26 protein-coding genes are annotated in these 26128 nt (G+C 71.4%); 15 read left to right on the top strand and 11 right to left on the bottom strand.

The window, feature by feature from the left end; genetic code table 11:
• The 3 genes from EW117_RS30410 to EW117_RS28260 form a co-directional block, all read left to right on the top strand.
• Positions 1-367: hypothetical protein (locus EW117_RS30410; protein ID WP_242504628.1), on the top strand; the 367-nt coding region annotated here is incomplete at its 5' end.
• 7 nt (positions 368-374) lie between these two features.
• Positions 375-659: a UBP-type zinc finger domain-containing protein gene (locus tag EW117_RS28265; protein ID WP_129790057.1), complete on the top strand. Its 285-nt coding sequence runs from the start codon at positions 375-377 to the stop codon at positions 657-659.
• A gap of 123 nt (positions 660-782) precedes the next feature.
• A complete protein-coding gene (locus EW117_RS28260) occupies positions 783-1166 on the top strand; it encodes a YciI family protein (RefSeq protein WP_129790056.1) in 384 nt (127 codons plus the stop codon).
• Positions 1167-1191: 25 nt separating this feature from the next.
• Here EW117_RS28260 and EW117_RS28255 read toward each other — a convergent pair whose 3' ends face one another.
• Both EW117_RS28255 and EW117_RS28250 read right to left on the bottom strand, forming a co-directional pair.
• Positions 1192-1977, bottom strand: a complete 786-nt coding sequence (locus EW117_RS28255; RefSeq protein ID WP_129790055.1) for a MerR family transcriptional regulator — start codon at positions 1975-1977, stop codon at positions 1192-1194.
• On the bottom strand, positions 1974-2795 hold the full coding sequence (locus EW117_RS28250; RefSeq protein ID WP_242504627.1) for an alpha/beta fold hydrolase: 822 nt from the start codon (positions 2793-2795) through the stop codon (positions 1974-1976). Before EW117_RS28250 ends, EW117_RS28255 begins: the two co-directional genes overlap by 4 nt.
• 159 nt (positions 2796-2954) lie before the next feature.
• On the opposite strand from EW117_RS28250, the gene EW117_RS28245 reads away from it, so the two are divergent.
• Complete coding sequence (locus EW117_RS28245; protein WP_129790054.1) at positions 2955-3434, top strand: hypothetical protein; 480 nt, start codon at positions 2955-2957, stop codon at positions 3432-3434.
• Positions 3435-3922: 488 nt separating this feature from the next.
• Here the strand turns inward: EW117_RS28245 and EW117_RS28240 are convergent, their stop codons facing one another.
• The gene (locus EW117_RS28240; protein ID WP_129790053.1) at positions 3923-4906 is read right to left on the bottom strand and encodes a helix-turn-helix domain-containing protein; all 984 of its coding nucleotides are present in this window, start codon (positions 4904-4906) and stop codon (positions 3923-3925) included.
• A gap of 179 nt (positions 4907-5085) precedes the next feature.
• On the opposite strand from EW117_RS28240, the gene EW117_RS28235 reads away from it, so the two are divergent.
• Complete coding sequence (locus tag EW117_RS28235) at positions 5086-5532, top strand: CHRD domain-containing protein (RefSeq protein ID WP_129790052.1); 447 nt, start codon at positions 5086-5088, stop codon at positions 5530-5532.
• A 556-nt stretch (positions 5533-6088) separates the two neighbouring features.
• Here EW117_RS28235 and kdgD read toward each other — a convergent pair.
• The gene (gene kdgD / locus EW117_RS28225) at positions 6089-7006 is read right to left on the bottom strand and encodes a 5-dehydro-4-deoxyglucarate dehydratase (protein ID WP_129790051.1); all 918 of its coding nucleotides are present in this window, start codon (positions 7004-7006) and stop codon (positions 6089-6091) included.
• A gap of 146 nt (positions 7007-7152) precedes the next feature.
• On the opposite strand from kdgD, the gene EW117_RS28220 reads away from it, so the two are divergent.
• Genes EW117_RS28220 through EW117_RS28200 form a run of 5 tightly spaced genes read left to right on the top strand, consistent with a single transcriptional unit; the run spans position 7153 to position 12627 of the window.
• Complete coding sequence (locus EW117_RS28220) at positions 7153-8715, top strand: ABC transporter substrate-binding protein (RefSeq protein WP_129790050.1); 1563 nt, start codon at positions 7153-7155, stop codon at positions 8713-8715.
• A gap of 34 nt (positions 8716-8749) precedes the next feature.
• The gene (locus EW117_RS28215) at positions 8750-9679 is read left to right on the top strand and encodes an ABC transporter permease (RefSeq protein ID WP_129790049.1); all 930 of its coding nucleotides are present in this window, start codon (positions 8750-8752) and stop codon (positions 9677-9679) included.
• Between the two features lie 13 nt (positions 9680-9692).
• Positions 9693-10589, top strand: a complete 897-nt coding sequence (locus EW117_RS28210) for an ABC transporter permease (protein WP_129790048.1) — start codon at positions 9693-9695, stop codon at positions 10587-10589.
• Positions 10586-11620, top strand: a complete 1035-nt coding sequence (locus tag EW117_RS28205) for an ABC transporter ATP-binding protein (RefSeq protein ID WP_129790047.1) — start codon at positions 10586-10588, stop codon at positions 11618-11620. Before EW117_RS28210 ends, EW117_RS28205 begins: the two co-directional genes overlap by 4 nt.
• On the top strand, positions 11617-12627 hold the full coding sequence (locus EW117_RS28200) for an ABC transporter ATP-binding protein (protein WP_129790046.1): 1011 nt from the start codon (positions 11617-11619) through the stop codon (positions 12625-12627). Before EW117_RS28205 ends, EW117_RS28200 begins: the two co-directional genes overlap by 4 nt.
• 37 nt (positions 12628-12664) lie before the next feature.
• On the opposite strand, the gene EW117_RS28195 is transcribed toward EW117_RS28200, so the two are convergent.
• The 7 genes from EW117_RS28195 to EW117_RS28165 form a co-directional block, all read right to left on the bottom strand.
• Positions 12665-13972, bottom strand: a complete 1308-nt coding sequence (locus EW117_RS28195) for a glucarate dehydratase family protein (RefSeq protein WP_129790045.1) — start codon at positions 13970-13972, stop codon at positions 12665-12667.
• Positions 13973-14027: 55 nt separating this feature from the next.
• Positions 14028-14861 (bottom strand): IclR family transcriptional regulator, encoded by an 834-nt coding sequence (locus tag EW117_RS28190; RefSeq protein WP_129790044.1) that lies wholly within the window; start codon positions 14859-14861, stop codon positions 14028-14030.
• Positions 14862-15101: 240 nt separating this feature from the next.
• Complete coding sequence (locus tag EW117_RS28185) at positions 15102-15521, bottom strand: Dabb family protein (RefSeq protein WP_129790043.1); 420 nt, start codon at positions 15519-15521, stop codon at positions 15102-15104.
• 28 nt (positions 15522-15549) lie between these two features.
• Complete coding sequence (locus EW117_RS28180) at positions 15550-16782, bottom strand: MFS transporter (RefSeq protein ID WP_129790042.1); 1233 nt, start codon at positions 16780-16782, stop codon at positions 15550-15552.
• Positions 16783-16786: 4 nt separating this feature from the next.
• Positions 16787-17419, bottom strand: coding sequence for an SRPBCC family protein (locus EW117_RS28175; RefSeq protein WP_129790041.1), 633 nt, complete (start codon positions 17417-17419; stop codon positions 16787-16789).
• 145 nt (positions 17420-17564) lie between these two features.
• The gene (locus EW117_RS28170) at positions 17565-18122 is read right to left on the bottom strand and encodes a TetR/AcrR family transcriptional regulator (RefSeq protein ID WP_129790040.1); all 558 of its coding nucleotides are present in this window, start codon (positions 18120-18122) and stop codon (positions 17565-17567) included.
• A 57-nt stretch (positions 18123-18179) separates the two neighbouring features.
• Positions 18180-19166 carry a LacI family DNA-binding transcriptional regulator gene (locus tag EW117_RS28165; RefSeq protein WP_129790039.1) on the bottom strand — a complete coding sequence of 329 codons (987 nt, stop codon included), beginning with the start codon at positions 19164-19166 and terminating at the stop codon, positions 18180-18182.
• A gap of 203 nt (positions 19167-19369) precedes the next feature.
• Between EW117_RS28165 and EW117_RS28160 the strand changes: the two genes are divergently transcribed.
• The 5 genes from EW117_RS28160 to EW117_RS28140 form a co-directional block, all read left to right on the top strand.
• The gene (locus EW117_RS28160; RefSeq protein WP_129790038.1) at positions 19370-20239 is read left to right on the top strand and encodes a fumarylacetoacetate hydrolase family protein; all 870 of its coding nucleotides are present in this window, start codon (positions 19370-19372) and stop codon (positions 20237-20239) included.
• 3 nt (positions 20240-20242) lie between these two features.
• Positions 20243-21085 (top strand): PaaX family transcriptional regulator, encoded by an 843-nt coding sequence (locus EW117_RS28155; RefSeq protein WP_129790037.1) that lies wholly within the window; start codon positions 20243-20245, stop codon positions 21083-21085.
• Between the two features lie 261 nt (positions 21086-21346).
• On the top strand, positions 21347-21904 hold the full coding sequence (locus EW117_RS28150) for a hypothetical protein (RefSeq protein ID WP_129790036.1): 558 nt from the start codon (positions 21347-21349) through the stop codon (positions 21902-21904).
• Positions 21905-22025: 121 nt separating this feature from the next.
• The gene (locus EW117_RS28145; protein ID WP_129790035.1) at positions 22026-25289 is read left to right on the top strand and encodes a choice-of-anchor M domain-containing protein; all 3264 of its coding nucleotides are present in this window, start codon (positions 22026-22028) and stop codon (positions 25287-25289) included.
• A gap of 52 nt (positions 25290-25341) precedes the next feature.
• The coding region (locus EW117_RS28140; protein WP_207212107.1) for a choice-of-anchor M domain-containing protein at positions 25342-26128 on the top strand (787 nt) is incomplete at its 3' end.

The following is a 26128-nucleotide window of genomic DNA, read 5'->3' as shown; positions in this document are numbered from 1 at the left end:
CTCCTACGTTCGAGCAAGCACCGGAGGCGAGTCGCGCCGTCATCGCACAGGTCCAGCGCCGCGAACCGTGCACGATCCCGTTCTCGAAGCGGACATTCCGCGTCGGTGTGTCGATACTGGGTACCTGGCGTCCTCGACCAACGGCAGTTCGGAGGCAATGGTGAAGACAACCTTGATTGTGCTCGGCGCCGCCCTTGCGATCATGGGCAGCGTGTTCACGTTGCAGGGCCTCGGCTATGTCGGCGGCAGTCCGATGACGGACGAGACGTTCTGGGCCATCGTCGGGCCGATCATCGTCGTCGTCGGGATCGTGCTCATCGCGCTGGCCGCGCGGACCGGCGGGTCCGGCAACCAGGGACCGAGGTGAGGACACGATGACCACCGAATGCACGCACCTGGACCAGATTGCGGTCCTCGAGCCGGCCGGCCGCGAGGGCTGCCCCGAGTGCCTGGCCGCCGGGGGCACGTGGGTGCACCTGCGCAGCTGCCTCGTGTGCGGGCAGGTGGGCTGCTGCGACTCGTCGCCGGCCAAGCACGCCAGCGGCCACTTCCGGACGACGGGCCATCCGCTGATGCGGTCGATCGAACCGGGCGAGGGCTGGGGCTACTGCTTCGAGGACGAGGTGACGCTGCGGTCGGCGGAGCTTCGCGGCCGGTAGCAGCCCGGAGTGTGACAGGGCGAGGCGCAGGGAACCGTCACACCGCGGGCGACGCCCCGGCCGGCCCCACTTTGCTGGAGGACATCGCCGCCGGCGCGTACTCGGCGGCCGTAGCCTGAAGGCATGCCCCGCGATCCGAACATCCCCAGCGCGTTCGACGTGTACACGGTCGTCGTCCTGCGGCGTCCGCGGGGTGCGCCGGAGATGTCGGACGACGAGCTGAGCGCGCTCCAGGCACGCCACCTGGCCTACCGGGCCGACCTGGCCCGGCAGGGGAAGGTGGTCGTCAACGGGCCGTTCGACGAGCGGAGCGACCCGTCGTACCGCGGCATGTCGATCTTCGCGTGCGACCTGGAAGAGGCGGCGCGGCTGTCCGACGGCGACCCGTCCGTCGCCGCGGGGCGGCTCGCCTACGACGTGATGGAGTGGTGGGTCACCGCCGGATCGCTGGACTTTCCGCTCGCCGACCGTGCGGTCGGCGAGCGGCGCTCGATGTCCGACGACTGAGCTGTCCCGTCACCGACTTGTCCCTTCACTGGCGCGGCACGGGCACACCTGCGGCGCGCAGCTTCTCCTCGACGAGCGCCGTCAGCCGGGCCGACGTCGGCCACTGGTCCTGGCCGTGGGAGTTGACCAGCCCGTACCGCGTCGCCATGTCGGGTTTGGGCGGCGAGCCGGCCGGGAGAGTGAGCAGCTCGCGGTTCGCCAGCAGGTTCTCGGCCAGGGCGGTGGCCAGCGCCTCGATCCGCGGGTCGTCCGGGTCCCACGACAGTGCGTCCCAGCTGCGCTGGGTCAGGTCGACGTGCTCGGGGTCGTCGAGCCGGTGCTCGAGCTGGGTCACGAAGGTGTCGAAACCTTCCGGCACCAGCGCCCGGAACAGCACCAGGGCTTCACGCTGTCCCGCGACGTAGTCGGGGCTGAAGCCGAGGCCGGGCATCCGGTCGAGGATCGCGACGGCGCGGTCGGGGAGCAGTGCGCGGTCGTCGGTGAGCCGGTGCAGTGTGTCGCGGCGCGCGATCATCTCCTCGATCCTTTCGGTGAGGGCCTGTTCGACGTCGGTGAGCGCCGCGGCGAACCGCTCGGAGTCGGCGTCGAGCAGCTCGCCGACGTCGGCCAGGGGCACACCGGCGGCCGCCAGCGTCCGGACCTGGACCAGCCGCAGCAGGTCGTCCGACCCGTACCGCCGGTACCCGGAACCGTCCCGCTCGGGCTCCTCGACCAGCCCGAGCTTGTGGTAGTGCCGCACGGCCTTGACCGTGACGCCGGCGAAGGCCGCCGCCTGGCCGATCGTGACGCCGCCCGCCCTCGTACCCGTCATCGGTTCGGCTGTTCCTTGTCTCGAGGAGACGGCGCGAGCTCGCGCACGGCGTCGGCGACGGCAGGGGAGTCCTTGCGCAGGATCGTGCCGTGGTCGCTGCTGACCTTAGCGCTCACCTGCAGGTTCGGGTTGCGGTCCAGCAGCGGGTCGATGGCCTTGCGCATCTGCTCCTGCAGGTCGTCGCGGCTGCCCGTCCCCTCTCCGGAGGCGACCACGTACCGCACCGGGACGGGCAGGTTCACCAGGATGGGTTCGAGGGCGTCGTGCAGGTGGTGGGCCTCGATGGCGAGCTCGGCGTGCACCTCGGCGGAGAACCGCCCCGCGAGGCCCAGCCGGCGAGCGATGGGCAGCATCGGCTTCATCCGCCGGAACACCTGCCGGATCTCGGCGTGGCCGGCCTCGTCGGTCCAGCCGACCGGGAACGGGCCGTCGACGCCGACCACACCGAGGGCACGGTCGCGCTGGCGGTCCGCCCAGTGCACCCCGAGAAGCGCGCCGTAGGACCAGCCGACCAGCAAGGGCCGGTCCACGCCCCTGGCCGCGAGGACCGCGTCGATGTCGCGGACGCACGCCTCGAACGAGTAGTCCGCCGAGAGCTTCGAGCGGCCACGGGCCCGCTCGTCGAAGCTGATGTGCCGGTAGCCGGGGCCGAGGTCGGCGATCACGCGCTTCCAGTGCCGCTGGGAGCCGAAGGAGCCGTTGAGATAGATCACAGGGATGCCGGTGCCGCCGGTGTCGGTCACGGCCAGCGCGGTGTCGTCGACCGGCACCATTCCGGTCCAGGTCGGGTTCTTCTGGGCTGCTTTGAGGTTCGTCATGCGATGAGCGTCCACCCTGCCCTTAGGTCAGGGTCAAGGGGCGATTTCTGGTCACTCTGACGGGAGCCCGGGGCGTTGATCATAGGGTTAGTTGCCTGATGAGCGCTGATGGAGCGACTAACGCTACGTTCGGCCCGGCAGCGCAGTAACGTCCCACTCATGACCGAGCAGCCCGTCGCCGGGCGCAAGCCGTTGTTCCGCAGGGCGTGGTTCTGGGTCGCCCTGGTCGTGCTGGTGCCGGCGCTCGTGCTCGGCGGGATGTATCTGGCGGCCATGTTCGCCTGGGACGGCTTCGGCTCGGCGCCCGAGACCGTCGACTGCGAGGAAGCCATGTACTCCGCCGGGGTCGAGGCGGTGCCGGCGGACATGGGCGTGGTCGAGTGCGACGTCATCGGGATCTGGGACACGTCCATGGCCATCCACTTCGTCGGGCCCCAGGAGGACGTCGACGCGTGGCTCCGGTCCGAGTTCCCCGAGACCGAGCTCGGACAGGATCCGTGTGACGACGCCGACTACGAGGAGTGCGCGCACGTGGATCCCGATAGCGCGGACGCGCCGGAGAGCGGCTGGAGCGTGGAGCTCCGCGCTATCCACAGCAGCGACGACACGGTCTCGCTGTCGGTGCTCGCGTCACGGTGAGGACCGCTGACCGGTGACACGGCGCCGGCCACCGCCACGGTGGTCGCGAACTGCTCGTCGCACCGCCGCTCGGCCGCCAGCTGCACCTCGCCCGTTCCCGGCAGTCCGGGTTGAACGGCGCGCCACCGGGCGGGGGCGGGTTGTTCGGGCCCCTCCCGGTCGCCCGCGTGACCGAGTAGGTCGCTCCGGAGGCCCGCACCTGCTGCGCCGTGGTCGTGCTCGGTGTCGTGCTGAAGACGTGATGCGCCTTGTAACCGGCGGTAGTCAGGTCCATCGGCTCGGTCGCCCACACGTCGGGGACCCGGTCCAGGTACTCCCTCGTCGGTTCTACGTAGGAGTCGAGGATCGCGTCGAGCTCGGCGTCGAACGTGTAGTCCTCCGCCTCGCCCTCGACGGGGTCGAACGGGGTGAATTCGGGCAGGCGCAACGTAGGAGATGTGTGCGGGTACGGCAATCAAATGCACTCTGCCGAAAGGGCTTGCGGATACTCAGCGCCCGTGCACCAGGCCGTTGCCCATGGTGGTGCGCAGGTGGAGCACGCGGGTGCCGCTGCGCCGGGTCGTGATCAGGCCGGCTCGCCGGAGCACGGCGGTGTGCCGGCTGATGCTGGACAGCGAGGTCGTGGTCAGCGCTGCGAGCGCCGTCGTCGTCAGCTCGGTGTCCAGGAGGCGGAGCACCGCGGCGCGGGTCTCGCCGAGCAGCTCGCTCAGGGCGTCGGGCCGGGCCTGCTCGTCGGGACCGCGCCCGGGCTGCCAGAACGGTTCGCGGCTGACGGGGTAGACCAGCACGGGCTGCAGCCGCGGGTCGGCCAGGCTGATCGGATGGGCGACGCCGAAGAAGGTCGGGACCAGGGCAAGGCCGCGCCCTTCGAGGTGGAGGTCCCGCGTCTCGGGGTAGTCGATCTCCAGGACCGGTGCCCGCCAGCGGGTCGTCGGCCCGAGCTGGCTGAGGACGGCGTCGAGGCCGTGCGACAGGGCGCGGTGGGCCAGGCCGGTCACCCAGCGGCCGGCGATCTCCGATGCCTGCTCGACGTGTGGGGCCACCACGGTCCGGTGATAACGCCGCATCGCGACGCCGAGCCGGTGCAGTGCCGCGGGGCGTCCAGCCGCCACGTCGTCGAGCCACGGCCCGGCGCCCCTGCCGCCGTCGAGCCGGCTGACCTCCGCCCGGAGCCGCTGTTTGTCCGTGGACAGCACGGTCTCCACGCCGGCCTCGAACTCGGTCGCGCGGCTCGCGGGGGTCAGGAAGTCGGGGAAGTAGCCGCGGGCCGGCGTGAGTGTCGCGAGCAGCTCCGCGTCGCGCATCAGCCCGGCCTCGCCGAGCCTCTGCCGGGCGAGCCGGTTCCAGCCGCCGAAGTACGACGCCGGCCGTGCCACCTGGTGGACGCTGAGGACGAGCTCCCACATGGGGTCGAGCCGGGTCTCGACCCGGGTACGCACCAGGTCGGCGGCGGAGAAGTGAATGCGCAGCACAGGTCCCCCTCGGACGGTTCCGGCTCTCTCGGTCACGCGCTCCCGCGCGAACTGTAGGGAGGCATGGTCCCGCAGCGGAGTACATCGTGGCAGAACTGGTGCGGTCCTCGGCACGGTCGTAAGGTCGAGGCGGATCGCGATCAATGAGGATCGCGTGTCGGATCCAAAGGAGATCGGCCATGTCCAGGAACCATTCCACCATCATCCGGCCGGCCGCTGCGGTGGCCCTCGGCCTCGGGCTGGCGCTCGCGGCGGGACCGCCCGCGAGCGGAGCACCGAACTCCGTCCCGCTCAACGTCGGCCAGGAGACGACGGGCGCCGACACCGGCGCGAGCGGCTCCTTCACCTACACCATCGACGGCGAAACCCTGTGCTTCACGCTCACCGCCAGGAACCTGTCGGTGGACGCCACGGCGGCGCACATCCACGTGGGCGACCGGAAGGTCGCGGGCCCGGTCGTCGTGCCGCTCGACGTCGGGGTGGGAACCGACTTCAGCATCACGGACTGCGTGACGGCCGACGCGGCACTCCTCGCCGCCATCGAGGACTCTCCGAGGGACTACTACGTCAACGTGCACACACCGACGTTCCCCGGCGGAGAGATCCGAGGCCAGCTCACGCACTGACGCCGCGCTGACCGACGACGCCGACCTGGCAACCCACGAAGCCTGCGCTGTCGCCCTGGAGATCCCCGTCATTCCCTGACCTGTACGGCCGGAGCGGGGTAACTGACAGGTAGCACTGCTACGTGTCCGTTACCCCGTTGATCGGGTTGTCGTTGTGGCGGGCATGCCACAGGGTGAGCGGCGCCATCGAGGGCGCCGTCCTCGGCCTGCGGAGCCTTGCAGTACCTTCAGGGGATCGATCCCGATGAGAGGTGGGGCTCATGGAGCAGAGCGGTAGCTTCGCCTGATGCGGGTCGCCCTCTACGACGCGAACGTCCTGTACCCCTCGACGCTCCGCGATGTCCTGATCCGCGTCGCATCGCCCAGTTGGTCGTGCCCCGATGGACTGATCAGACTCTGGACGAGACCTCCGGAACCTCGAGGAGGACCGACCCGATCTCGATCCAGCGCGCCTGGACCGGACCCGGACATTGATGAACGGCGCGATCACGTTCTCGCCGCAGCGAGGATGAACTAGAGCGGTGCTATTTCATCAAAGGGATCCTTGGCGAGGCCGTCAAGGGACGACAGTCTTCACGAGGTCGGTGAGCTCCGCGAGCTCCTCCTCGCCGAGGTCGACGAGGGGCGGGCGCACCGGCCCTGCGGGGCGGCCGGCCGCCGAGAGCCCTGCCTTGACGATGGAGACCCCGTAGCCCGCCTCGCGGTCGCGGATCGCGATGTAGGGCACGACGAAGTCGCGCAGGCGGGCCAGCACCTCGTCCCGGTCGTGGGCGCGGACCGCCTGGTAGAACTCGATGGCCCACCGTGGCGCGAAGTTGAAGATCGCCGAGGAGTACGTCGTGACGCCGAGCTCGAGGTACGGCAGCGCGTAGGTCTCGGCGGTCGGCAGGCCGCCGACGAAGAGCAGCCGGTCGCCGAGGCGTGCGCGGAGCGTCGTGAGCAGGTCGATGTCGCAGACGCCGTCCTTGAACCCGATGAAGTTCGGGTACCGCTCCGCCAGCCGCACGATGCTGTCCGCGTCGTACCGGGCGTTGGCCCGGTGGTAGGCGATGACGCCGAGCGAGGTGGCCTCGCACACGCGGGCCACGTGCTCGTAGAGGCCCTGGCGCGGTAGCTCGGTGAGGTACGGCGGCAGCAGCAGGACGCCGTCGGCGCCGTCCGCCTCAGCCTGCTGGGCCATCGCGACGGCCTGCGACGTGCCGTAGCCCGCGGCGCCCATGACCGGCACCTGGCCCTTGACCTCGTCGACGGTGGCGCGCAGAACCGTCGAGACCTCGTCGTGCGTCAGCGAGAAGAACTCGCCGGTGCCGCCGGCCGCGAAGAGTCCCGCGACCTCGAACGAGCCGAGGTGCTGGATGTGCTCGCGGTAGCCGGTCTCGTCGAACGTGAGGTCGGCCCTGGTGTGCGTCACGGGGAAGGACAGGAGCCCGGCGCCGAGGCTGGCTCGAAGCTCTGCCGGTGTGTAACGGCCCATGGTGGTCTCCTCCGGGGTCGAGGTTCCGCGGCGCGGTGGCACTCGTGCGGCGCTTGACGTGATCTTGGCGCGCCCCTAGCGTACATCTACAAGCGAGAACGGTGTCCACATATGTAGTCGACGATGACTCCCTGGAGGAACCTGCCATGTTTTCCCGGACGCAGTCGCGGACTTCGCGTGGGGTCGCCGTCGGCGCCGCCGTGGTGAGCCTGTCGCTCACGGTGTCGGCGTGCTCGGTAGCCAACTCGGACAGTGCCGGCACGACGGCGGGCGGTGATGTCGTCCGCATCGTCCTGCCCCAGGAACCGCCGACTCTCGAGCCCTGTGACGCCAACCTGACGTCGACCGGCGTCGTCGTCCGATCGAACATCACCGAGCCGCTCGTCGAGCGCGATCCCACCTCGGGAGAGCTCGAACCGCTGCTCGCCACCGAGTGGGAGCAGACCGAGCCGGACACCTGGACCTTCACCCTGCGCGAAGGGGTGACCTTCTCCGACGGGACGCCGTTCGACGCCGAGGCCGCCGCGCACTCGATCGACCGCGCGGTCAACGGCACGTTCGGGTGCAACGTCGAGGGCTACGTCTTCGGGGACACCGAGCTCGAGGTCGACGCGGTGGACGCGACGCACCTGACGGTCACGACACCGGAGCCCGACCCGATCCTCCCGCTGCGGCTCTCCTTCATCGAGATCGTCCCCGCCTCGGCGTCGGGCACCGAGAAGGTGCGTGAGCCGGTGGGGACCGGGCCGTACAAGATCGAGGAGTGGCAGGCCGGCACCAAGCTGACGCTCGCGGCCAACGAGTCGTACTGGGGCGACGCCCCCGCCTTCCCCACGGCCGAGTACCAGTGGCGCGAGGAGGGCACCGTCCGCGCGGCGATGATCACCAACGGTGAGGCCGACGTCGCGACGGGGCTGGCGCCGGAGGACGGGCTCGGCGACGCGGGCGTCGACTACCCCAACAACGAGACGACGGCGGTCCGCGCCACCGGGACCTATGCGCCCCTCGACGACATCCGCGTTCGGCACGCGATCAACTACGCGATCGACCGCGGCAGCATCGTCGACTCGCTCTTCGACGGGTACGCCGAGGTTGCCTCACAGCTCGTGCCCGACGGCGTCGTCGGCCACAACCCGGACCTCGAGCCCTGGCCCTACGACCCCGAGAAGGCGAGGTCGCTCATCGCCGAGGCGGAGGCGGACGGCGTCCCCACCGATACCGAGATCCGGCTGATCAGCCGCACCGGGCTGTTCCCCAAGGTCGAGGAGACCGTCGAGGTGGTGCAGAAGGCGCTGGAGGACGTCGGGCTCAACGTGTCCATCGAGATGCTGGACACCGCCGGATCCGTCCAGTACCAGTCGCGGCCGTATCCCGAGGACACCGGCCCCTACCTGATGCTCGTGCAGCACGGCAACCAGGCCGGCGACGCGGCCTTCTCGGTCGACCAGTACATGCTCAGCGACGGGGCGCAGTCGACCTTCGGTACCGACGAGTTCGACGCGCAGATCGAGGCGGCCGGCAAGGAGCAGGACGAGGGGCGCCAGCAGGCCTACGCCGACGTCTTCGCCGACGAGCCCGACACGATCGGGCAGTTCGCCTACATCGCGCACATGACCGGGATCCTCGGGCTGTCCGAACAGGTCAGCTACGAACCGAACTCGGCCACCGGGGACGAGATGCGTCTCGCGGAGATGACCCCCGCCGGATGATCCCGTTCGCCTCATACCCCGCAGGGGGCCGCCGATGCTGACGTTTCTCCGTAAGCGGGCCACCACGTCGCTCCTGCCGCTCGTCGCGGTGCTGCTCGGCGTCTTCCTGCTGGCCCGCATGACGGGCGATCCCGCCGCCCTGTACCTGCCGGAGAACGCGACCGAGGCGCAGAAGGAGACGTTCCGCACCGCCAACGGCCTGGACCTGCCGGTCTGGCAGCAGCTCCTGGACTACCTCGGCGGCGTGGTGCGGCTCGACTTCGGCACCTCGCTGCGGACGGGGGAGCCGGCGGCGGAGATGGCGCTGCGGGCGTTCCCGGCGACGCTCCAGCTCGCGCTCACCACGATGGTGCTGGCCGTCGTGATCAGCATCGTCATCGGCAGCTACGCGGCCTACCGCCCCAACTCCCTGGCCGACAGGCTCGCGTCGTTCATGTCGATGACGGCGGCCAGCGTCCCGGACTTCTGGCTCGCGATCACCGGGGTGTGGATCTTCGCGGTCATGCTCGGCGTCCTCCCGACGTCCGGCGTCGACGCCAGCATGCTCTCGTGGGTCCTGCCGATCGCCACGCTGCTGTTCCGGCCCGCCGGGGTGCTCACCCAGGTGGTCCGGGGCGCCATGGTCTCGGCGCTGTCCGCCCCCTACGTGCGCCTGGCACGGAGCAAGGGCGCGGACAGCCGCAGGGTCGTCACCGACCACGCCCTGCGCAACGCCGCGGCACCCGCCCTGACCGTCGCCGGTGACCTGGCCGTCGGCCTCGTGAACGGCGCGGTGGTGGTCGAGTCGATCTTCGGCTGGCCGGGCATCGGCAAGCTGATGATCGACTCGATCCTGCAGCGTGACTTCGCGGTGCTCCAGGCCGCCGTCCTGCTCACGGCGGTGACGATCTTCGTGCTCAACGTCGTCATCGACCTCTGCTACGCCCTGCTCGACGCGCGCGTGCGCGACAAGGCCCTGGTCTGAAGGAGGAGCCGCGATGTGGAGGATGCTCTGGCGGGACAAGCCGGCGACCGTGGCGGCGCTGGTGCTGACGTTGCTCGTCCTGGTCGCCGTCTTCGGCCCGATGCTGATCGGGGACGAGGCGAACGCCCAGGACCTGACCCGGGCGAGCCGGGCTCCGCTGGAGGTCGACGGCTGGCTGTACGTCCTGGGCACCGACCAGCTCGGCCGGAGCGTGCTCGCCCGCCTCGTCGTGGCGGCGCGCACCACGCTCTCGGTGGCAGTACCCGCGGTGCTCATCTCGCTCGTGGTCGGCTCCCTGATCGGCATGTGGGCCGGCTACCACCGCGGCTGGCGCGAGACGGTGGCCATGCGGGTCGCCGACGTGATCCTCAGCTTTCCGTCGCTGCTGATGGCGGTCGTCGTGCTCTACGTCTTCTCGCCCAGCGCGCGCAACATCGTGCTGGTCCTCGCGCTCACCCGGATCCCGATCTACCTGCGGACCGCACGTGCAGAGTCGGCCGAGCTGGCCAGCCGCCTCTTCGTCGACGCGGCGCGCACCTTCGGCGCCAAGAGCTCCGCGATCATCCTGCGGCACGTGTTCCCGATCGTGCTGCCCACGCTCCTGACGGTCGCGACGCTCGAGTTCTGCTTCGTGATGCTCGCGGAGTCCTCGCTGAGCTTTCTCGGGATCGGCATCCAGCCGCCCGACGTGAGCTGGGGGCTGATGGTCTCCCAGGGCCGCACCTACCTGCAGACCGCCTGGTGGCTGTCGTTCTTCCCCGGCCTGGCGATCGTCGTCGCGACGGTCTCGGCGACCGTGCTCGCCGCGTGGGCGCGGCTGGCCACCGATCCCGGCCAGCGCTGGCGGCTGACCCTTCCGCGCCGGCAGCGCCGGCGCGCCGTCCCCGCACCGATGGAGGAGGTCCGGTGAACGCCGATCCGCGTGTCGCCCTCGACGTCGACGGTCTCGACGTCGACATCCACACGCCGCACGCCGTGCTCCGAGCGGTCGACTCCGTCAGCTTCCAGGCCGTCCGAGGCCGGACCGTCGCGCTGCTCGGCGAGTCCGGCTGCGGCAAGTCGATGACGGCGACCGCGATCGCCGGCGTCCTCGACCCGGTCGCCGAGGTGGCGGGCGGCTCCATCCGGCTGTCCGACGGCGCCGGGCGGGTCACCGACCTGGTGTCGGCGTCCGCGAAGGAGCGCCGGGAGCTCGCCGGCAAGGACCTCGGGATCGTGTTCCAGGACGCCCTCACGGCGCTCAACCCGGTCTATCCGGTGGGGACACAGCTCGCCGAGCCGTTCCGCATCCATCGCGGCCTGTCCAAGCGGGCGGCGCGTCGCGAGGCGATCGAGCTCATGCGCAGGGTCGGGATCCCCGAACCCGAGACGCGCGTCGACGCCTACCCGCACCAGTTCTCCGGCGGCATGCGACAGCGCCTGCTCATCGCGATCGCCGTCGCGCTCTCGCCGTCCGTGCTGCTCGCGGACGAGCCCACCACCGCCCTCGACGTAACCGTCCAGGCGCAGATCATGAGCTTGCTCCGGGACCTGCGCGAAGAACGAGACATGGCGGTCGTCCTGATCACGCACGACCTGGCCCTGGTGTTCGAGCAGGCCGACCGGGTGGTCGTGATGTACGCGGGGAACGTCGTCGAGGAGGGGCCGGTCGACGACGTCTTCGGCAGCCCTGGCCACCCGTACACCAGAGGGCTGCTCGACTCGGTCCCCGTCAGCGCCGAGCGCGGCGCGTCCCTCAGCTCGATCGGCGGGGCGCCGCCGGAGCTGTCCGCGATCCCGTCGGGGTGCGTCTACCAGGACCGCTGCCCGCTCGTGCGCAGCCTGTGCCGCGAGCAGCGGCCGACGGCGCGCGAGGTGTCGCCGGGTCACCGGTCTGCCTGCCACTTCCCCGACGAGGTCAGCTCCGAAGAGGCAAACCGATCCGTGGAGGTCACCCGATGAGCGATTCGCCCCTGCTCGAGGTCCGCGGCCTGACCAAGGTCTTTCCCGTCCGGCACGGCGGACGGCGCAAGGAGCTGCGCGCGCTGGACGGGATCGACCTCGACCTGCGCCGTGGCGAGACGCTGGGACTGGTGGGGGAGTCGGGCTGCGGCAAGTCCACTCTCGCGCGCACGCTGATGATGCTGGAGCGGGCGGACGCCGGCCAGATCCGCTTCGACGGGGTCGACCCGCTCGCTCTGCGCGGCGCCGACCTGCTCTCCTTCCGGCGCCGGGTGCAGATGGTGTTCCAGGACCCGTTCGCGTCGCTGAACTCCCGGATGACCGCCGGCGAGATCGTCAGCGAGCCCTGGCGGACCCACCGCAGCATGTACCGGACCTCGCGGGACCGGGCCGCCCGGGTCGCCGAGCTGCTCGAGCTGGTCGGGCTCCGGCGGGGCGACGCCGGCAAGTACCCGCAGGAGTTCTCCGGCGGGCAGCGGCAGCGGCTGGGAATCGCCCGGGCGCTGGCCCTCGACCCCGACGTGATCATCTGCGACGAGCCGGTCTCGGCGCTCGACCTGTCGGTCCAGGCGCAGGTGCTCAACCTCCTGAACGAGCTCCAGCAGCAGCTCGGCGTGGCCTACCTGTTCATCTCGCACGACCTGTCCGTGGTGCGGCACGTCGCGGACCGGGTGGTCGTCATGTACCTGGGCCGGATCGTCGAGGAGGGGGGCACCGAGCCGACGTTCGAGCGCCCGCTGCACCCGTACTCCGGCGCGCTCCTGTCGGCCGCGCCGTCGCTGGACCACTCGCGCCGCCGCGAGCAGATCATCCTGTCGGGCGAGATCCCGTCGCCGCTGTCCCCGCCGTCCGGCTGCCGCTTCCGGACCCGGTGCTGGAGGGCTACCGACGAGTGCGCGACGTCCGTCCCGCCCGTCGCCGTCGACGCGGCCGACGGCTCGCACACGGCCGAGTGCTTCCACCCGTTGCAGGCGGAGGACCAGCGGTTGGCCGTCAGCGCGAGCTGACGGAACGGGTCATCAGCGGGCGGTCACCCGCGACCCGTCACCAGCGGGCCGGCGACGGGTCGAAGCCGGGCTCGGACCGCCGCATGTAGCCGGTGTCGTCCCGGCTGCGGATGCCGCAGCCCAGGTACTGCTCGTGGAGCCGGGCCAGGCGGTCGCGGTCGAGCTCGACGCCGAGGCCCGGGGCGGTCGGCACCGCTACCGCGCCCTGGGCGAACCCGATGGCGCCGTCGACGACGACGTCCTCGTCCGCGGACTTCCACGGCCAGTGGGTGTCGCACGCGTAGTCGAGATTCGGGGTGACGGCGGCCAGGTGCGTCATCGCCGCGAGGCTGATGCCCAGGTGGGAGTTGGAGTGCATGGACAGGCCGATTCCCCAGACGCCGCAGATCGCGCCGAGGGTCTGCGACCGGCGCAGCCCGCCCCAGAAGTGGTGGTCGGAGAGGACCACCTGCACCGCGTCCTGCGCGACGGCCGGCGGGAGGTGGTCGAACGCGACGACCGCCATGTTGGTCGCCAGGGGCATGCTGACCTGCCGGGCCACGGCGGCCATCCCCTCGATGCCGGGGGTCGGGTCCTCCAGGTATTCGACGACGCCGTCCAGCGCCTGCGCCACGCGGACCGACGTCTGAGGCGTCCAGGCGCCGTTCGGGTCCAGCCGCAGGGGATGGTCCGGGAACTCCGCCCGGAGCGCCTTGATGGCCGCGACCTCCTCGTCGGGGTGGAACACGCCGCCCTTCAGCTTGATGGCCGTGAAGCCGTACTCGTCCACGATGCGGCGGGCCTGGCGGACCAGGCCGTCGGGATCGAGCGCCGCGCCCCAGGTGTCCTCGTCGGCGTCGGGGTGTCCGGCCCACTTGTAGAAGAGGTAGGCCGAGTAGCTGACCCGGTCGCGCACGGCGCCGCCGAGCAGGTCCGAGACGGGGACGCCCACGAGCTTGCCCTGCACGTCGAGCGCGGCGACCTCGAACGGGGAGAAGACGCGGTCCGGCGTGGCCGATCCGGTGACCATCCCGCTCATGCCGTGCCCGCCCTGGCCGTCGTCGGCCGAGAGCGACCGCACGACCGCGCGATACATGCCGTTCAGGTCGAGCACGTCGCAGCCGACCAGCTCCCGGGCGGCCTGTTCGAGCCGCTGGAGGTGCGGCAGGTCGCCGTACGACTCCCCGAGGCCGTAGGTACCGCCCTCCGTGACCAGCTCGATGACGGTGCGGAGCGCGAACGGCTCGTGGACACCGACGGTGTTGAGGAGGGGCGGGTCCTTGAAGGCGACCGGCGTGACGTGGACGGCGGTGATGCTGCCGCCTTCGAGACGTGGGCGCTCCGGTGCGTGGGTCACGTCTACCATTCTGTCATGCGTCTACGGTTGTAGACAAGATCCCTGGCCGGCGGGGGTCGAGGGGTCAGCCCCACGCCAGAGAGTTGCGCACGGGGCCGGCCAGCCGCGTGATCCGGTCGCCCGCCTGGCGCAGCGCCGCCACGATCTCCGCGTCCCGTTCCGGGCTGAGCCGCGCCAGGGGGATCGACGCGCTGATCGCGTCGGTCGCGGGGTCGTCGTCGTACTGCAGCGCGACCGCGAAGCACCGCAGGCCCACCGTGTTCTCCTCGTTGTCGACGGCGTATCCGCGTTGTCTGGTCGCCTCGAGGTCCGCGTCGAGGGCGTCGCGGTCGGTCAGGGTGTGCGGGGTCAGCGGCTCCAGCTCCGGCGGGAGGTGGTTCTCGCGCTCGTCGGCGGGCAGGCCCGCGAGGATCGCCTTGCCGAGCGACGTCGAGTAGGCGGGCAGACGGCGTCCGACGCGGCTGTACGGGCGCAGGTACTGGCTCGACTCCCGCGTCGCGAGATAGACGACGTCGTTCCCGTCGACCCGGCCGAAGTGGAACGTTTCGTCCAGCTGCTCGCGGAGGCCCTCGAGGATCGGCGCGACGAGCGGCAGGTAGGGATCGGTGTCGAGGTAGCTCGTCCCCGCGAGCAGCGCCCGGATGCCGATGCCGTGCAGCGTCCCGGTCGCGTCGGACCGTACCCAGCCGTGCTGAGCGAGTGTCCGGAGCAGGGCGTGCAGGCTGCTCCGGGGCACACCGAGCGCCTCGCTCAGCTCGCGCAGCCGCACGGGCCGGTTCTGGCGGGCCGCGAGGAACTCCAGGATCTCCACCGTCCTGGCGGCGGACTTCACCTCCCGCACGCCGCCCGAGGGCTGGTCGTCGTTCGGCGGCGTGGTGGCGGACCTGGCTGGGGGCATCGCTGTCTCCCGGTGTCGTGGACCCGGGTGTCGGGCCCGTGGGACACGATCGTAGACACTCATCCACATATACGGACACCGCTCGTGGCGGCCGAAAGGCCCGGGGGAATGGATACACCTGGGGAGGGGTAACGGAGACATAGCTCTGCTACGTCTCCGTTACCCCTCCGCCGTCGATTACTTTCTCGGGTGCCGCTCGAGGATCACGATCCGTGTTGGCCGTGGGGGCCGGTGGCGTGGTTACGCCTCGCCGTGCTTGCCTGGCGCGGCGCTGCCCGTGTAGTCGCCGAGGTCGGAAACGAGCTGGGTCAGCGTGGCGTCGCTGTCGTAGCGCCGCTGGTGCAGCGCGGCGATCTTGGCGCCCATCTCGGGGTCGGCGTCGTCGGTGATGTCGAACGAGGCGAACTTCTCGACCAGGGGCAGGCCCACGCGGTCGGTGTTCTGGTGCGCCGGGTGGATCAGGTACTCCCAGTAGCCCTGGAGGTCCTCGAGCACGAAGGTGGCGCCCCACTCGTACTCACCGCCGTAGTCGCGACCGACGACGAAGGACTTGACGGACGGGATGACGCGGCCATGGTTGCGCAGGCTCTCGAGGGCCTCCTCGAGCTGCTCGGGGTCGGTGCCGGGCTTGATGGTGAAACGGTTGCCGTGGATGATCATGGTTCTTTCCTTCCGAGTTGGTGGTACGTCAGGCGTGGGGGTACCGGCCGTGGTGCGGCCGGAGCAGGAGGGGTGCGGCGATCGCCGCGGCGGTGGCGGCGAGCAGCCCGGCCCAGATGAACGTGTCGCTGAGCCCGGCGGCGAGCGTCCCGACAGCGATCGGTGACAGGAACTGCCCGAGGAAGATGCTGGACACGAGGCCGGCGAGGACGCGCCCACGCTGCGCGACGGGGGCGAGCTCGCCCAGCCGTAGGTTGAGGTTCGGCACGGTCAGCCCGACGCCGAGGCCGCCGGCGAGCAGCCCGACAAGGGCGAGAGGAAGACCGTCGGCGAGCCCGACGAGGATCCAGCCGGCCCCGAGCGCGGCGAGGCCGGTGACCGTGACGGCCGTCGGCGAGATGCGGCGGCGTACGGCAGGGAAGGCCAGCGAGCCGACGAGCCCGGTCAGTGTGGTTCCGGCGATCGCGACGCCCGTCAGAGCGGCGCCGACGCCGAGCCCGTCCAGCAGGAACGGGAGCTGGGCGGGCGCCATGTAGAACACGGCGGTCGAGGCGAGCGCCAGCAGGTACAGGCCCGCCACGCGCCACGGCGCCCGCTCCGTGGGCCCTCCGCCAGGCGTCCGTCCCGCTGTCGCCCTTCGTCCTTCGTTGTCCGACGACGGTGCGGCGGCCGCCGTCGGCACCTCGACGGATGCGGCCGTCGAGCTCGTGTCACGGACCGTGACCAGCGCGAGCACCGCGACCGGGACCGCCACGGTGTAGAGCCAGAACGGTGCACGCCAGCTCGCGTCGGCCAGGATCCCGGCGAGCGGGAGCAGTACGACCCCGCCGAGGCTGGCGGCGGCTTGCTGGAACCCGAGGTAGGCGGCCCGCCGCGGACCGGCGAACCAGTCGGTGAGCAGGGTGGCCACCGACGTCGTCACCGCCCCGACCGCTAGACCCAGCACGGCCCGTGTGGTGATCAGGGTGCCGAGGTCGGCCACGACGAGTCCGGCGGAGCCGGCCACCGCGTTGAGCACCAGCCCGCCCAGCAGGACCGGCCGACGGCCGAGCCGGTCGGCGAGCGTGCCCGCGAGCGGCGCGCCGACCGCGATGGCCAGCGAGGTCACCGTGAGGCTGAGCTGGACGAGCACCTGGTCCTCGTAGTGCTCGACCATCGCGGGCAGGCTGGGCGCGATCACGGCCGGGGCCATGATCGTGAGGCCTGCCGCGGCGAGCACCGCGGTGCGGGCGAGGCGGCTGGGGCCGTACGTCGTCGTCATGGGGTCAGTCCCACAGGCTCAGGGCGAGCGCGAAGCCGAGGGCCGGGACGAGCAACCACGGCTCGGCCAGGACGAACAGGCCGGTCACCGCCAGCGACGTCCAGGCCAGCACCTTGGCGAGGCGGCGGCGCCGGGTGCGCTTCGCCCGCTTGGCGGCCTTGGCCTCGGCCGTCGTGCGCAGCAGCTCGAGCCAGGTACCCAGCGAGGCATCGAGTCCTGCGCGGAGGTTCTCGGCGTTGGCGCGGACGGGCTCGCCCTCCCAGGACTCGGCCGTGCGGACGATGGTCCCGTCGCCGTCGGCGGTGAAGGTCCACTCGTGGACGCCGGTGATGCCCTGAGCCGGGCCGCCCCAGAGGATCCGGTGCGGCGCATCGACCGCGTAGACCGTCGAGGTGATGTCGAGGCCGTGCGTGCTCCAGCGGAAGGTCGTGCCCGGGGCGAGCGGGTCGTCGGCCTGCGCCGTGTCGACGTCGGTCTGCCAGGCAGGCCAGCCATTGATGTCGGTGTGCAGGCGCCAGACCTGGTCGATCGGCGCCTCGATGCGGATCTCGCGCCGCACGACGGCGGTGGCTCCGTGGTCGATGTCGGTCGGGATGGTCGGGATGGTCGGGATGGTCGGGGTGGTGGGCTCGGTCATGGTGTTCTCCGTTCGACGAGAGAGAGTGAAGGGTCACTCACTCAGGGTGGGGATAGGGATGGGTGCGGGTTGGGGTCGGGGTGCGGCCGGTCAGTCTGTTCGGCAGACGAGTGTTCCGCTGCCGGTCCGGAGGTAGTACTCGTCGTTACGCCGGGTGACGGATGCCCTCTGTCAGGAGCCGCGCCCAGGCCTCCGGAACCTCGTCGATCTGCGCCGTCACGACCAGGTGGCAGAGCTGGCCGTAGGCGATGAAGCGCTGGACCGCCTCGTCAGACCCTCCGGACCGGCTCTTGGCGAAGTCGACGACCTCGCGCAGGCCGGCGCGCAGTGCGGTACCGATCTCCGGGACGTCGGCCACGGACTGCGCGTGCACTTGCAGCATGAGCAGCGTGCGGTCGCCGATGAGCTCGGCGTATGCCGCGCCCATCGTGTACAGGACGCCGTCGGGCGAGGTGTCCTGCGCGCGGTCCGCACCCGCGGCGAGCGCTTCGACGACCTGGTCGAAGCAGGCCTCCAGCGCCGCTACGAACAACTGCTCCTTGCGGGGGTAGAGCTTGATGACGTAGGCCGGTGAGATCTTCGCCGCGCGGGCCACATCGGCGATCGTCGTGCCGTGGTAACCGCCACGGGCGAACTCCTGGACGGCGGCCGCCGCGACGACCGGCATGCGCAGCTCGGCGGTGGAGAGGACTGTTCGGGCCATGTGAGTGAATGTACAGTCACTCTCGCCGCGATGCAAGCCGGTCACGGAAGAAGCCGCTCAGCTCGACTCGCGGATGATGAGGCGGTGCGAGAGGGCGACGGCGCGGGCCACGTCGGGGGCCTCGCCGTCGAGCCGCTCCAGCAGGAGCCGCGCGCACGCCCGCCCGATCTCGCGCGCGGGGTTCTCTACGGTCGTCAGCGGCGGGTTGACCAGGGACGCCGCGTCGATGTCGTCGTAGCCGGTCACCGCGACGTCGCCGGGGACCCGCAGGCCCAGGGCCCGGGCGGCGTCCAGGACCCCGATCGCTATCAGGTCGTTGGCCGCGGCGATCGCATCCGGGGGATCCTTCCGGTCGAGCAGGATCGTGGCGCCGGCGCGGCCGCCCTCGCGCGTGAACTCGGCGAAGTGCACGTCGTCGGTCCGCGCCGGGACTTCGGCGGCCGCCAGCGCGGCCCGGTACCCCTCCAGGCGCTGGCGGGTGGGGATGGCGGGCTCCTCCCCGCCGAGGAAGGCGATCCGGCGCCGGCCCCGTCCGACCAGGTGCGACACCACCTCGCGGAAGCCGCCGACGTCGTCGGTGTGCACGAAGTCGCCGCCGCCGGGCGGTGCCTGCCCGAGGCCGACGAACGGAACGCCCGCCTCGCGCAGCGCAGCGAGGCTGGGCTCGTCGAGGCCGAACTGCGCGACCACCATGGCGTCCACCCGGCGGGACAGCAGCCGGTAGATGGTGACCGCGGAGCGCTCCGGCACGTTGGAGTCGGTGACAGTCAGCAGCAGGTCGCGAGGCGCGAACACGTCCTGCATACCGTCCGCGACCAGAGGGTAGAACGGGTTCGCGAGGTTCGGCACGACCAGAGCGATCATCCCGGTCCGTCCGCCGCGCATCTGCGACGCGGCGGGGTGCGGGAAGTAGCCCAGGCGTGCGATCACCTCTTCGACGCGTGCCCGGGTCGACGCCGAGACAGGTCGCTTACCGGTGACCACCTGCGAGACGGTCGCCACGCTCACGCCGGCCGCCTCTGCCACCTCGCGGATCCCGACCATTGCATGCCCCTCGTTGACCTCGTGCGCTCCTCGAGGCGCACAAAAGGTTTTGTCCCATCGTCCTCCAGCCTCGTGCGGTGCGGCAAGGCGTAAGTATCGTGCGGTCGTATAACGCAACTGCGTCACGCGGAGGCCGGGCGTTGCATGTTCGGAGCGTTGCGCCTATGGTCCCGAGAAGCTGTCACACGAGAGGAGAACGCCCGATGAGGCTGCTGGCCTTCCGCAACCCCGGGGACCCGTCCGGCACCACCCTGCGGGTCGGCAGGGCCGACGGCGCCGGGCTGGCGGACGACACCGTCGTCGAGATCGAGCACCCGGCTGCGAGTGACGTCGGCGCGCTGCTGGCGGTGCCCGGCTGGCAGGAGGTGGCCGCCGCGGCCGACGGGCCGCGCCATCGCCTGGGTGACCTCGAGCTCGCGCCGCTGGTCCCGCGACCGAGCAAGGTGGTGTGCGTCGGCCTGAACTATCGCGGGCACATCCTGGAGATGGGCCGGGACCTGCCCACGCACCCGACGCTCTTCGCCAAGTTCCCGGCGACGCTGACCGGCCCGCACGACGACATCCCGCTGCCGCCGGAGGACTCCGCTCTCGACTGGGAGGGCGAGCTCGCCGTTGTCGTCGGCGAGCGCTGCCGGCGCGTCTCCGAGGCGGACGCGCACCGCGTCATCGCCGGGTACACCGTGGCCAACGACATCTCGATGCGGTCCTGGCAGTTCCGCACCAAGGAGTGGCTGCAGGGCAAGGCCTGGGAGGCGACGACGCCGGTAGGCCCCGCCCTCGTGACAGCGGACGAGTGGCAGCCCGGCCCGAACGTGCACACCCGGGTCAACGGCGAGGAGATGCAGTCGGCCGGCACGGGCGACCTGCTCTTCGGCCCGGCGGCGCTCGTGTCGTACGTCTCGACGATGACCACCCTCGAACCCGGCGACCTGCTGCTGACCGGGACCCCCGGCGGCGTCGGCCGGGCGATGACGCCACCCCGCTACCTCGGCGCGGGCGACGTGGTCGAGGTGGAGATCGACGGGCTGGGGCTGGTCAGGAACCGGGTCGTCGCCGAGGAGCTGGAGCGGTAGCCCATGGCCGAGACCGACCCCGGTTCGGCTCGCCCGAAGCCGCGCGCCCTGATCCTCGACCTGTTCGGCGACTACCTCCGGTACGCCGGGGGAGAGGCGAAGGCCGGCGACCTCGTCACGCTGCTCGGCGCGTTCGGCGTCGAGCCGGCGACGGTGCGCATGACGCTGACCCGGCTGCGCCGCGAGCACTGGTTCACCACCCGGCGTGAGGGACGTGAGTCGAGCTACGTGCTCAGCGCGCACCTGCTCGACGTCCTCCAGCAGGGGCGCGAGCGCATCTTCGCCGACTACGACGAGCCGTGGGACCAGCACTGGACGACGGTGGTCCAGCAGAACGAGAAGCCGGACCGGTCCACCCGCGACCAGCTCCGCCGGCAGCTCTCCTGGCTCGGGTTCGGCTCGCTGACCGTGGGCACCTGGATGACGCCGCGCGACCGCGCCGGCGAGGCCCGGGCCCTGGCCGCCGAGTTCCCCGACGTGCACTTCACGGTGCTGCGCGCGTCGACCGGCGACCTCGAGGCGGACCGAGACGTCGTCGCGCGCTGCTGGGACCTCGACCGGATCAACCGGATGTACGAGCAGTTCCTCGCCGCGAACGCGCACGTCGCCGGGTCCGGCGCGGCCCTGCGCGGGGCGGACGCGCTCGTCGCCCGGACGAATTTGATCGGCGGCTACCGGCACTTCCCGTTCGTCGACCCCTGGCTGCCGAAAAACCTGCGCCCCGCCAGCTGGCTGGGCGCCGAGGCGAACGAGCTGTTCCGGAGCGCGCACCGTGAGCTGGGCCCGGCCGCGACGGCGTTCGTCAGCGAGGTCGTGGGCGGGCCGATCGACGGTCCGCAGCTGTAGGCCACCTGGTCCTGACTTCGGTCCATTGCACGCCAGAGAAAGTGACTTCGGTCGGTTGCTCTGACTTCGGTCGTTTGATTGACCGATCTCAGAGCAACCGACCGAAGTCATTTCGAAGCAGACGCTCGGGCGGGCTCGAGCGGGTGAACTTGGTCGTCACCCTCTTGATAATGGTTCTCACTCCTGTTTCACTCCTGGCGTGCGTGAGAATCGTTCTCATTTGTCCGGGTTCGGGCGCGCACTGAGCTGGAGGAGAACCAGATGATGATCGAGCGAAAGACCGGGCGTCGGATCGCAGCGGCGCTGGTCACGATGGGGGCTGCCGCCGGGATGACGGGGGCGCTCGCGGCGCCCGCGGCGGCGGCCGACCGTACCTCAGGGCACTTCGACGTCGCCGCGGAGGTCGAGTGCGACGTCTTCGGCGATCCGACCGACGTCGAGGTGCACGTGCACGAGCACGTCGGTGGCCAGGAGGCGGAGCTGCCCGCGGGTGACTGGCTGACCTTCACCGGCACGAGCGGGCCTGAGGTCGGCTTCACGGTGGAGCCGGGCGCATCGTGCGGCGTCCTCGACGTCGAGTTCCAGCCGAACGTGCTCGGCTCGGCCAGCACGGGTGGCACGGTCTCGGGCGTGGGCGCCGCAGGCAGCTTCTCGGCCAGCAAGACCAGCGCCTCCGGTGGTCTCGTGCTGGACGGTTCCGGGCATGAGGACCTCACCTGGTCCTTCAGTAGCACCGGCACCTACCTGCTGGCGTTCGACGTGACCGTCAACGGCGGTGCACCGGTGCTCTCCGAGACGGTGCCGCTCAAGCGCTCCTGAACCGACGGGGGACGACGGGCTGCGGCGCGCGGCCTGTCGTCCTCCCTGCGCGGTCCGCGCGAAGCAAGCGATCCAGTGCCGACGACCTCGCACGATCCAGCATCAACATGAAGGGCTCCTCGTGATCCGTACGTCACCAGCCGGCCGCCGCACGGCGTCCGCCGTCCTCGCGGCCACGCTTGCCATGGCCGGTCTGTCGGCCGCGGCAGCGACGGCGGACGGCGCCGTCTCCGTCGCGGGACCGGGGTCAGCGCCCGCGCCGCGCACGGTGCTCGACGAGGGCAACGCGTTTGTCAACGCCCTGCTCGAGGACGGTGAGCCGGTGATCGACATCGGCTGGTCCGCGGAGTCCGGCCCGGCCACGATCACCGACCGGTATGCCTCCGACGATGTGGTCATCTCCGTGCCGCGACCCCTCGCCGTGACGACGCCGGACGACCCGGGGCTGGCGCCGCTCGGCCCGCCCGGGACGGCGCTGTGGGGCACGAGCCAGGACTTCCCGATGCTCGACTTCACAGGGACTGACGTCGTGCCGCGCCTGAACAACTACGGCCTGCCGCGTGACCAGGTCGCGCGCAACGGAGTCGCGTGGGAGATGACCGGGGTGCGCGGGGGCGGGCTGGTCGCGATCGGCGGTCCCGTCCCGATGCCCGGCGTGACCATGAACCGCGTCTGGTACGCCGGCCACGGGCTGCACACAGAGGTCACCTACGCCCCGGGCGCGGCGAGCGTCTCCCCGCCGCAGAACCAGGGCTGGCTCTTCTCGGACCTGGGCCTGCACTGCCTGGACCTGCGCGTCTCGGTGACGGGGACGGACGGGCAGGTCCGGACCTCACCCGTGGTGACGGTGCGCGTGGCCGTCGGGAACGTGCCTGACGCGGCGAACGCCGAGTGCGGCGCTCCGGTCGACCCTGACCTCCCGGTGCTCCCGCCCGACGAGCCTGGTGACCCCGGCGATCCCGATCCCGACGCACCTGACCCCGCCGACCTGACCGATCCGCGGAACAACGTGCTGCTGCCCGCCAGACACTCGGACCTGTCCTTGCGGCCCGGTGACGACGAGCTGCGCCTCATGGTTCGCGAGTCTCACGGGAGCTTCCTGAAGTGGTACGAGCCGGCGACGCTCGTGGTCCACGTGCCCGACGCCGCGCAGGTCACGGTGCCGGAGCCGACGGCGTCGGCCGACTCGACGTTCCTCGCCCCGGCGGGCAGTGTGATCTACCGGCTGCCCAAGGTGCCGAAGACCGGGCTGGCCTGGCTCGGCGTCTCGTCCGAGACGTTCAGCGCGCAGGACTACGACCGCCTTCCGACGTTGCGGCTGGAGAGCGTGACCGGTGCGGACGGCGGTCCGCCGCCGGGCGAGTTCTTCCTCGGCGCCGACGAGGCCCACGTCCGCTCCGGGGCCGCCCCGTGGTTCTCCACCCGCCAAGGCTTGCCCCAGGCCCACCCGGCGCTCGCGCCCAAGCTCGCCCACAAGCACCTGAGCTGGGACTTCACCGCGCCGGGCACGTACTGCGTGCGGCTCACCTCCGCGGCCACGACGACAGACGGTGCCGCGCGCGACGACGACATGGTGCTCACCTTCGTCGTCGGCGGTACCGGCTACGACCCGACGTCGGCGCCCACCTGCATGCAGCGCGAGGCCGACCGGACACGCAGCCACGACGACGCCCCGGAGGATGCCGTCGACGGCGAGGTGACGCGCGTCCCGGCCCCGGAGGAGCAGGGCAGGGCGGCTTTCGCCGCCGTGACCCCGCGCCTGGCCGGCGGCGAGCTGAGCGTCGGCCTCGTGACCGGTGACCTGCGTGGGCAGGGCGTCCGCTCCGATCCGGCCGGCCTGGTGCTGGCGACGGGAACGACCTCGCGCCGCCTCCACGTCGATCGCCTGCGCGAGGACTGGCGTGACGCCGAGCAGGAGTGGATCGACGGATACCAGCTCGGGCCAGGTTCGGGCGCGCTCAACGCCGTGGACCTCGACCTGGCGCACCTGGACCCCGCCGACTGGACCGGCGATCTGACCTGGTCGCTCGACGGCGTGACCGGGCCTGGCGAGTTTCTCGTGGTCGACGACCAGCAGGCGCTCGTGCCCGGGCACCAGGGGGCGCTGCTCGGCACGGTTCCGGGCTATGCGGCGTCCGGGGCGGAGGTCCGTCCGGGCGGGGCGAATCTGTTGTGGTGGGTCTTCACGGCGGCCGGGCGGTACTGCGTCACGACCACGCTCGCGGGCACCGGTGTCGACGGGACGACGGCGTCGGCCACGACCACCCTGACCGTTGCGGCCGGCGTCGACCCGGCCGGCGTGGAGCCCTGCCCGCCCGAGGGCGATCCCGGCCCCGGTGACCCTGATCCGGGCGATCCGGATCCAGAGGACCCGGACCCGGGCGACCCCGATCCGGGCGAGCCCGGCGATCCGGCCGAATGGCCGATCACCGACCGCACCGTACTGCGCAGCGGTCACGTGGACCTCCTCGCCCGGATAGCCTCCGGCGGCCTGACCACCGTGGTGCGCGACGACGCCGTGATCCCCTCCCAGGAGCACGAGGCGGTCGATGTGGCGTTCGCCGTGCCGGACGCCGCGCGCATCGCCGTGCCTGACGACGACCGGTACGCCTTCCTGGGCGAGACCGGCGACCCGGTGTGGATACTGCCTGAGAGCCCGACCCCGGATCTCGTGTGGCCTGGCTGGAACCTGGAGGTAGCGGAGGGAGCCGCCGCGGACGCCGTTCGCTGGGCGCTGCCAGGCGTGGACGGCCCGGGTGAGTTCGTGCTCTTCGACTCCGGCGGTGACGACTGGGGCGCACCGCGCGTACTGCTCGGCGACGGTGCGGACCAGCTCGACTACGCGCAGCACGCGCACGGCTCCTGGGCGTTCACCGCCGCCGGGGTGTACTGCCTGGACGTATCGCAGACGGCTCTCGACGACGGCGTGCCGACTGCCGCGACCGACAGTGCGACCCTGCTCTTCGCCGTCGGCGTGGACGCGCGCCGCGTGACCGAAGAGCATTGCGGGCTCACGGCCGCGCAGTTCGAGGCCGGGCCGCAGGGTCCTGGGCCGGGTGACCCGGATCCTGATCCGGGCGACCCGGGCGACCCGGGCGACCCGGGCGACCCGGGCGACCCCGACGACCCGGGTGCTGGGCCAGACAGCCCAGGCGACGATCAGGATTCGGGCGGAGACCAGGGCCCGGGCACGTTCAGCGGCGACCCGGCTCCCACACCCACACCGGGCGACCCGGCTACCCCGACGGATCGAGGGCCGCTCGCCGCCACCGGGTTCGAGGCCGGCGCGGTCGCGCTGCTCGCCGTCGTGCTCGTCGGGGCGGGCATCGTGCTGATTGAGGTCCGGCGCCGGTCACGCGTGCGACGACGCCCGACGAGCGGGTGAAATGCCTCGTTCATCCTTGATAACGATTCTCAGTCCTGGTTCACTTCGAGCCGTGACTGAGAATCGTTCTCATAAATTCGTCGTCCTGGCGGCCGTCGTCGCGCTGCTCAGTACTTTCGTCGTACCCGCGCTTAGCCCGACGGCGCTCGCCGCGGGGCCGGCGTCCGCCGCGGTGCCCGACCGCGAGCACGTGCTCACGCACGGGCACGTCGACGGGTTCGAGACCACCTACGACGCCGACGCGGGCGAGCTCGTGCTGTCGGTCCGGGACGACACCCGGATCTACGACAGCGAGCCGGTCTTCCGCACACCCGAGTCGACGACGTTCGCCTACGAGGACCCCCAGAGCCAGGTCACGCTGCCCCCGGCAGAGGGCGGCTGGGCCTTCCTCGGTGAGTACGGCGAGGCCACGGTGTGGCTCGGCTCGCAGACTGGCAGCGACCAGGAATACACCCCCTGGGTCGGCTGGAGCACCGAGCGACTCCTGGACTCGCTGGCCGGGACCGGCATCACGCCCGCCTCCGGCCAGCCCGTGTCGCTCGACGTCGCCGTCGACGGGCCGGGGGACGTGCTCACGTTCCAGAACGACTCGTTCGGGCAGCCGATCAACCGGTACGTCGACACCACGGCGTCCGACGGCGGGACCATCCCTGTCGCGACGAACGCGCACGTGCACACCAACTGGATCTTCACCGCCGAGGGCGACTACACGCTGACCGTGACGCCGTCGCTCGCGACGTCCGACGGCGGCACGGTCACCGGGAACGCCGCGACCTACCACGTCCGGGTGGGCGAGCGGCCGGATCCGACCCCGACTCCGACGCCCAGCCCGACGCCGG

It is taken from the genome of Promicromonospora panici, from assembly GCF_900608595.1.
Taxonomy (GTDB): domain Bacteria; phylum Actinomycetota; class Actinomycetes; order Actinomycetales; family Cellulomonadaceae; genus Promicromonospora; species Promicromonospora panici.
The sequence above is the reverse complement of the archived record's forward strand: the minus strand, read 5'-3'. Positions and strand labels throughout refer to the sequence as shown.

Bases quoted from the DNA above. Each gene is read 5' to 3' on its own strand.
- EW117_RS28265 (WP_129790057.1), top strand. From the start codon at position 375: ATGACCACCGAATGCACGCACCTGGACCAGATTGCGGTCCTCGAGCCG.
- EW117_RS28260 (WP_129790056.1), top strand. From the start codon at position 783: ATGCCCCGCGATCCGAACATCCCCAGCGCGTTCGACGTGTACACGGTC.
- EW117_RS28255 (WP_129790055.1), bottom strand. From the start codon at position 1,977: ATGACGGGTACGAGGGCGGGCGGCGTCACGATCGGCCAGGCGGCGGCC.
- EW117_RS28250 (WP_242504627.1), bottom strand. From the start codon at position 2,795: ATGACGAACCTCAAAGCAGCCCAGAAGAACCCGACCTGGACCGGAATG.
- EW117_RS28245 (WP_129790054.1), top strand. From the start codon at position 2,955: ATGACCGAGCAGCCCGTCGCCGGGCGCAAGCCGTTGTTCCGCAGGGCG.
- EW117_RS28235 (WP_129790052.1), top strand. From the start codon at position 5,086: ATGTCCAGGAACCATTCCACCATCATCCGGCCGGCCGCTGCGGTGGCC.
- kdgD (WP_129790051.1), bottom strand. From the start codon at position 7,006: ATGGGCCGTTACACACCGGCAGAGCTTCGAGCCAGCCTCGGCGCCGGG.
- EW117_RS28220 (WP_129790050.1), top strand. From the start codon at position 7,153: ATGTTTTCCCGGACGCAGTCGCGGACTTCGCGTGGGGTCGCCGTCGGC.
- EW117_RS28215 (WP_129790049.1), top strand. From the start codon at position 8,750: ATGCTGACGTTTCTCCGTAAGCGGGCCACCACGTCGCTCCTGCCGCTC.
- EW117_RS28210 (WP_129790048.1), top strand. From the start codon at position 9,693: ATGTGGAGGATGCTCTGGCGGGACAAGCCGGCGACCGTGGCGGCGCTG.
- EW117_RS28200 (WP_129790046.1), top strand. From the start codon at position 11,617: ATGAGCGATTCGCCCCTGCTCGAGGTCCGCGGCCTGACCAAGGTCTTT.
- EW117_RS28195 (WP_129790045.1), bottom strand. From the start codon at position 13,972: ATGGTAGACGTGACCCACGCACCGGAGCGCCCACGTCTCGAAGGCGGC.
- EW117_RS28190 (WP_129790044.1), bottom strand. From the start codon at position 14,861: ATGCCCCCAGCCAGGTCCGCCACCACGCCGCCGAACGACGACCAGCCC.
- EW117_RS28185 (WP_129790043.1), bottom strand. From the start codon at position 15,521: ATGATCATCCACGGCAACCGTTTCACCATCAAGCCCGGCACCGACCCC.
- EW117_RS28180 (WP_129790042.1), bottom strand. From the start codon at position 16,782: ATGACGACGACGTACGGCCCCAGCCGCCTCGCCCGCACCGCGGTGCTC.
- EW117_RS28175 (WP_129790041.1), bottom strand. From the start codon at position 17,419: ATGACCGAGCCCACCACCCCGACCATCCCGACCATCCCGACCATCCCG.
- EW117_RS28170 (WP_129790040.1), bottom strand. From the start codon at position 18,122: ATGGCCCGAACAGTCCTCTCCACCGCCGAGCTGCGCATGCCGGTCGTC.
- EW117_RS28165 (WP_129790039.1), bottom strand. From the start codon at position 19,166: ATGGTCGGGATCCGCGAGGTGGCAGAGGCGGCCGGCGTGAGCGTGGCG.
- EW117_RS28160 (WP_129790038.1), top strand. From the start codon at position 19,370: ATGAGGCTGCTGGCCTTCCGCAACCCCGGGGACCCGTCCGGCACCACC.
- EW117_RS28155 (WP_129790037.1), top strand. From the start codon at position 20,243: ATGGCCGAGACCGACCCCGGTTCGGCTCGCCCGAAGCCGCGCGCCCTG.
- EW117_RS28150 (WP_129790036.1), top strand. From the start codon at position 21,347: ATGATGATCGAGCGAAAGACCGGGCGTCGGATCGCAGCGGCGCTGGTC.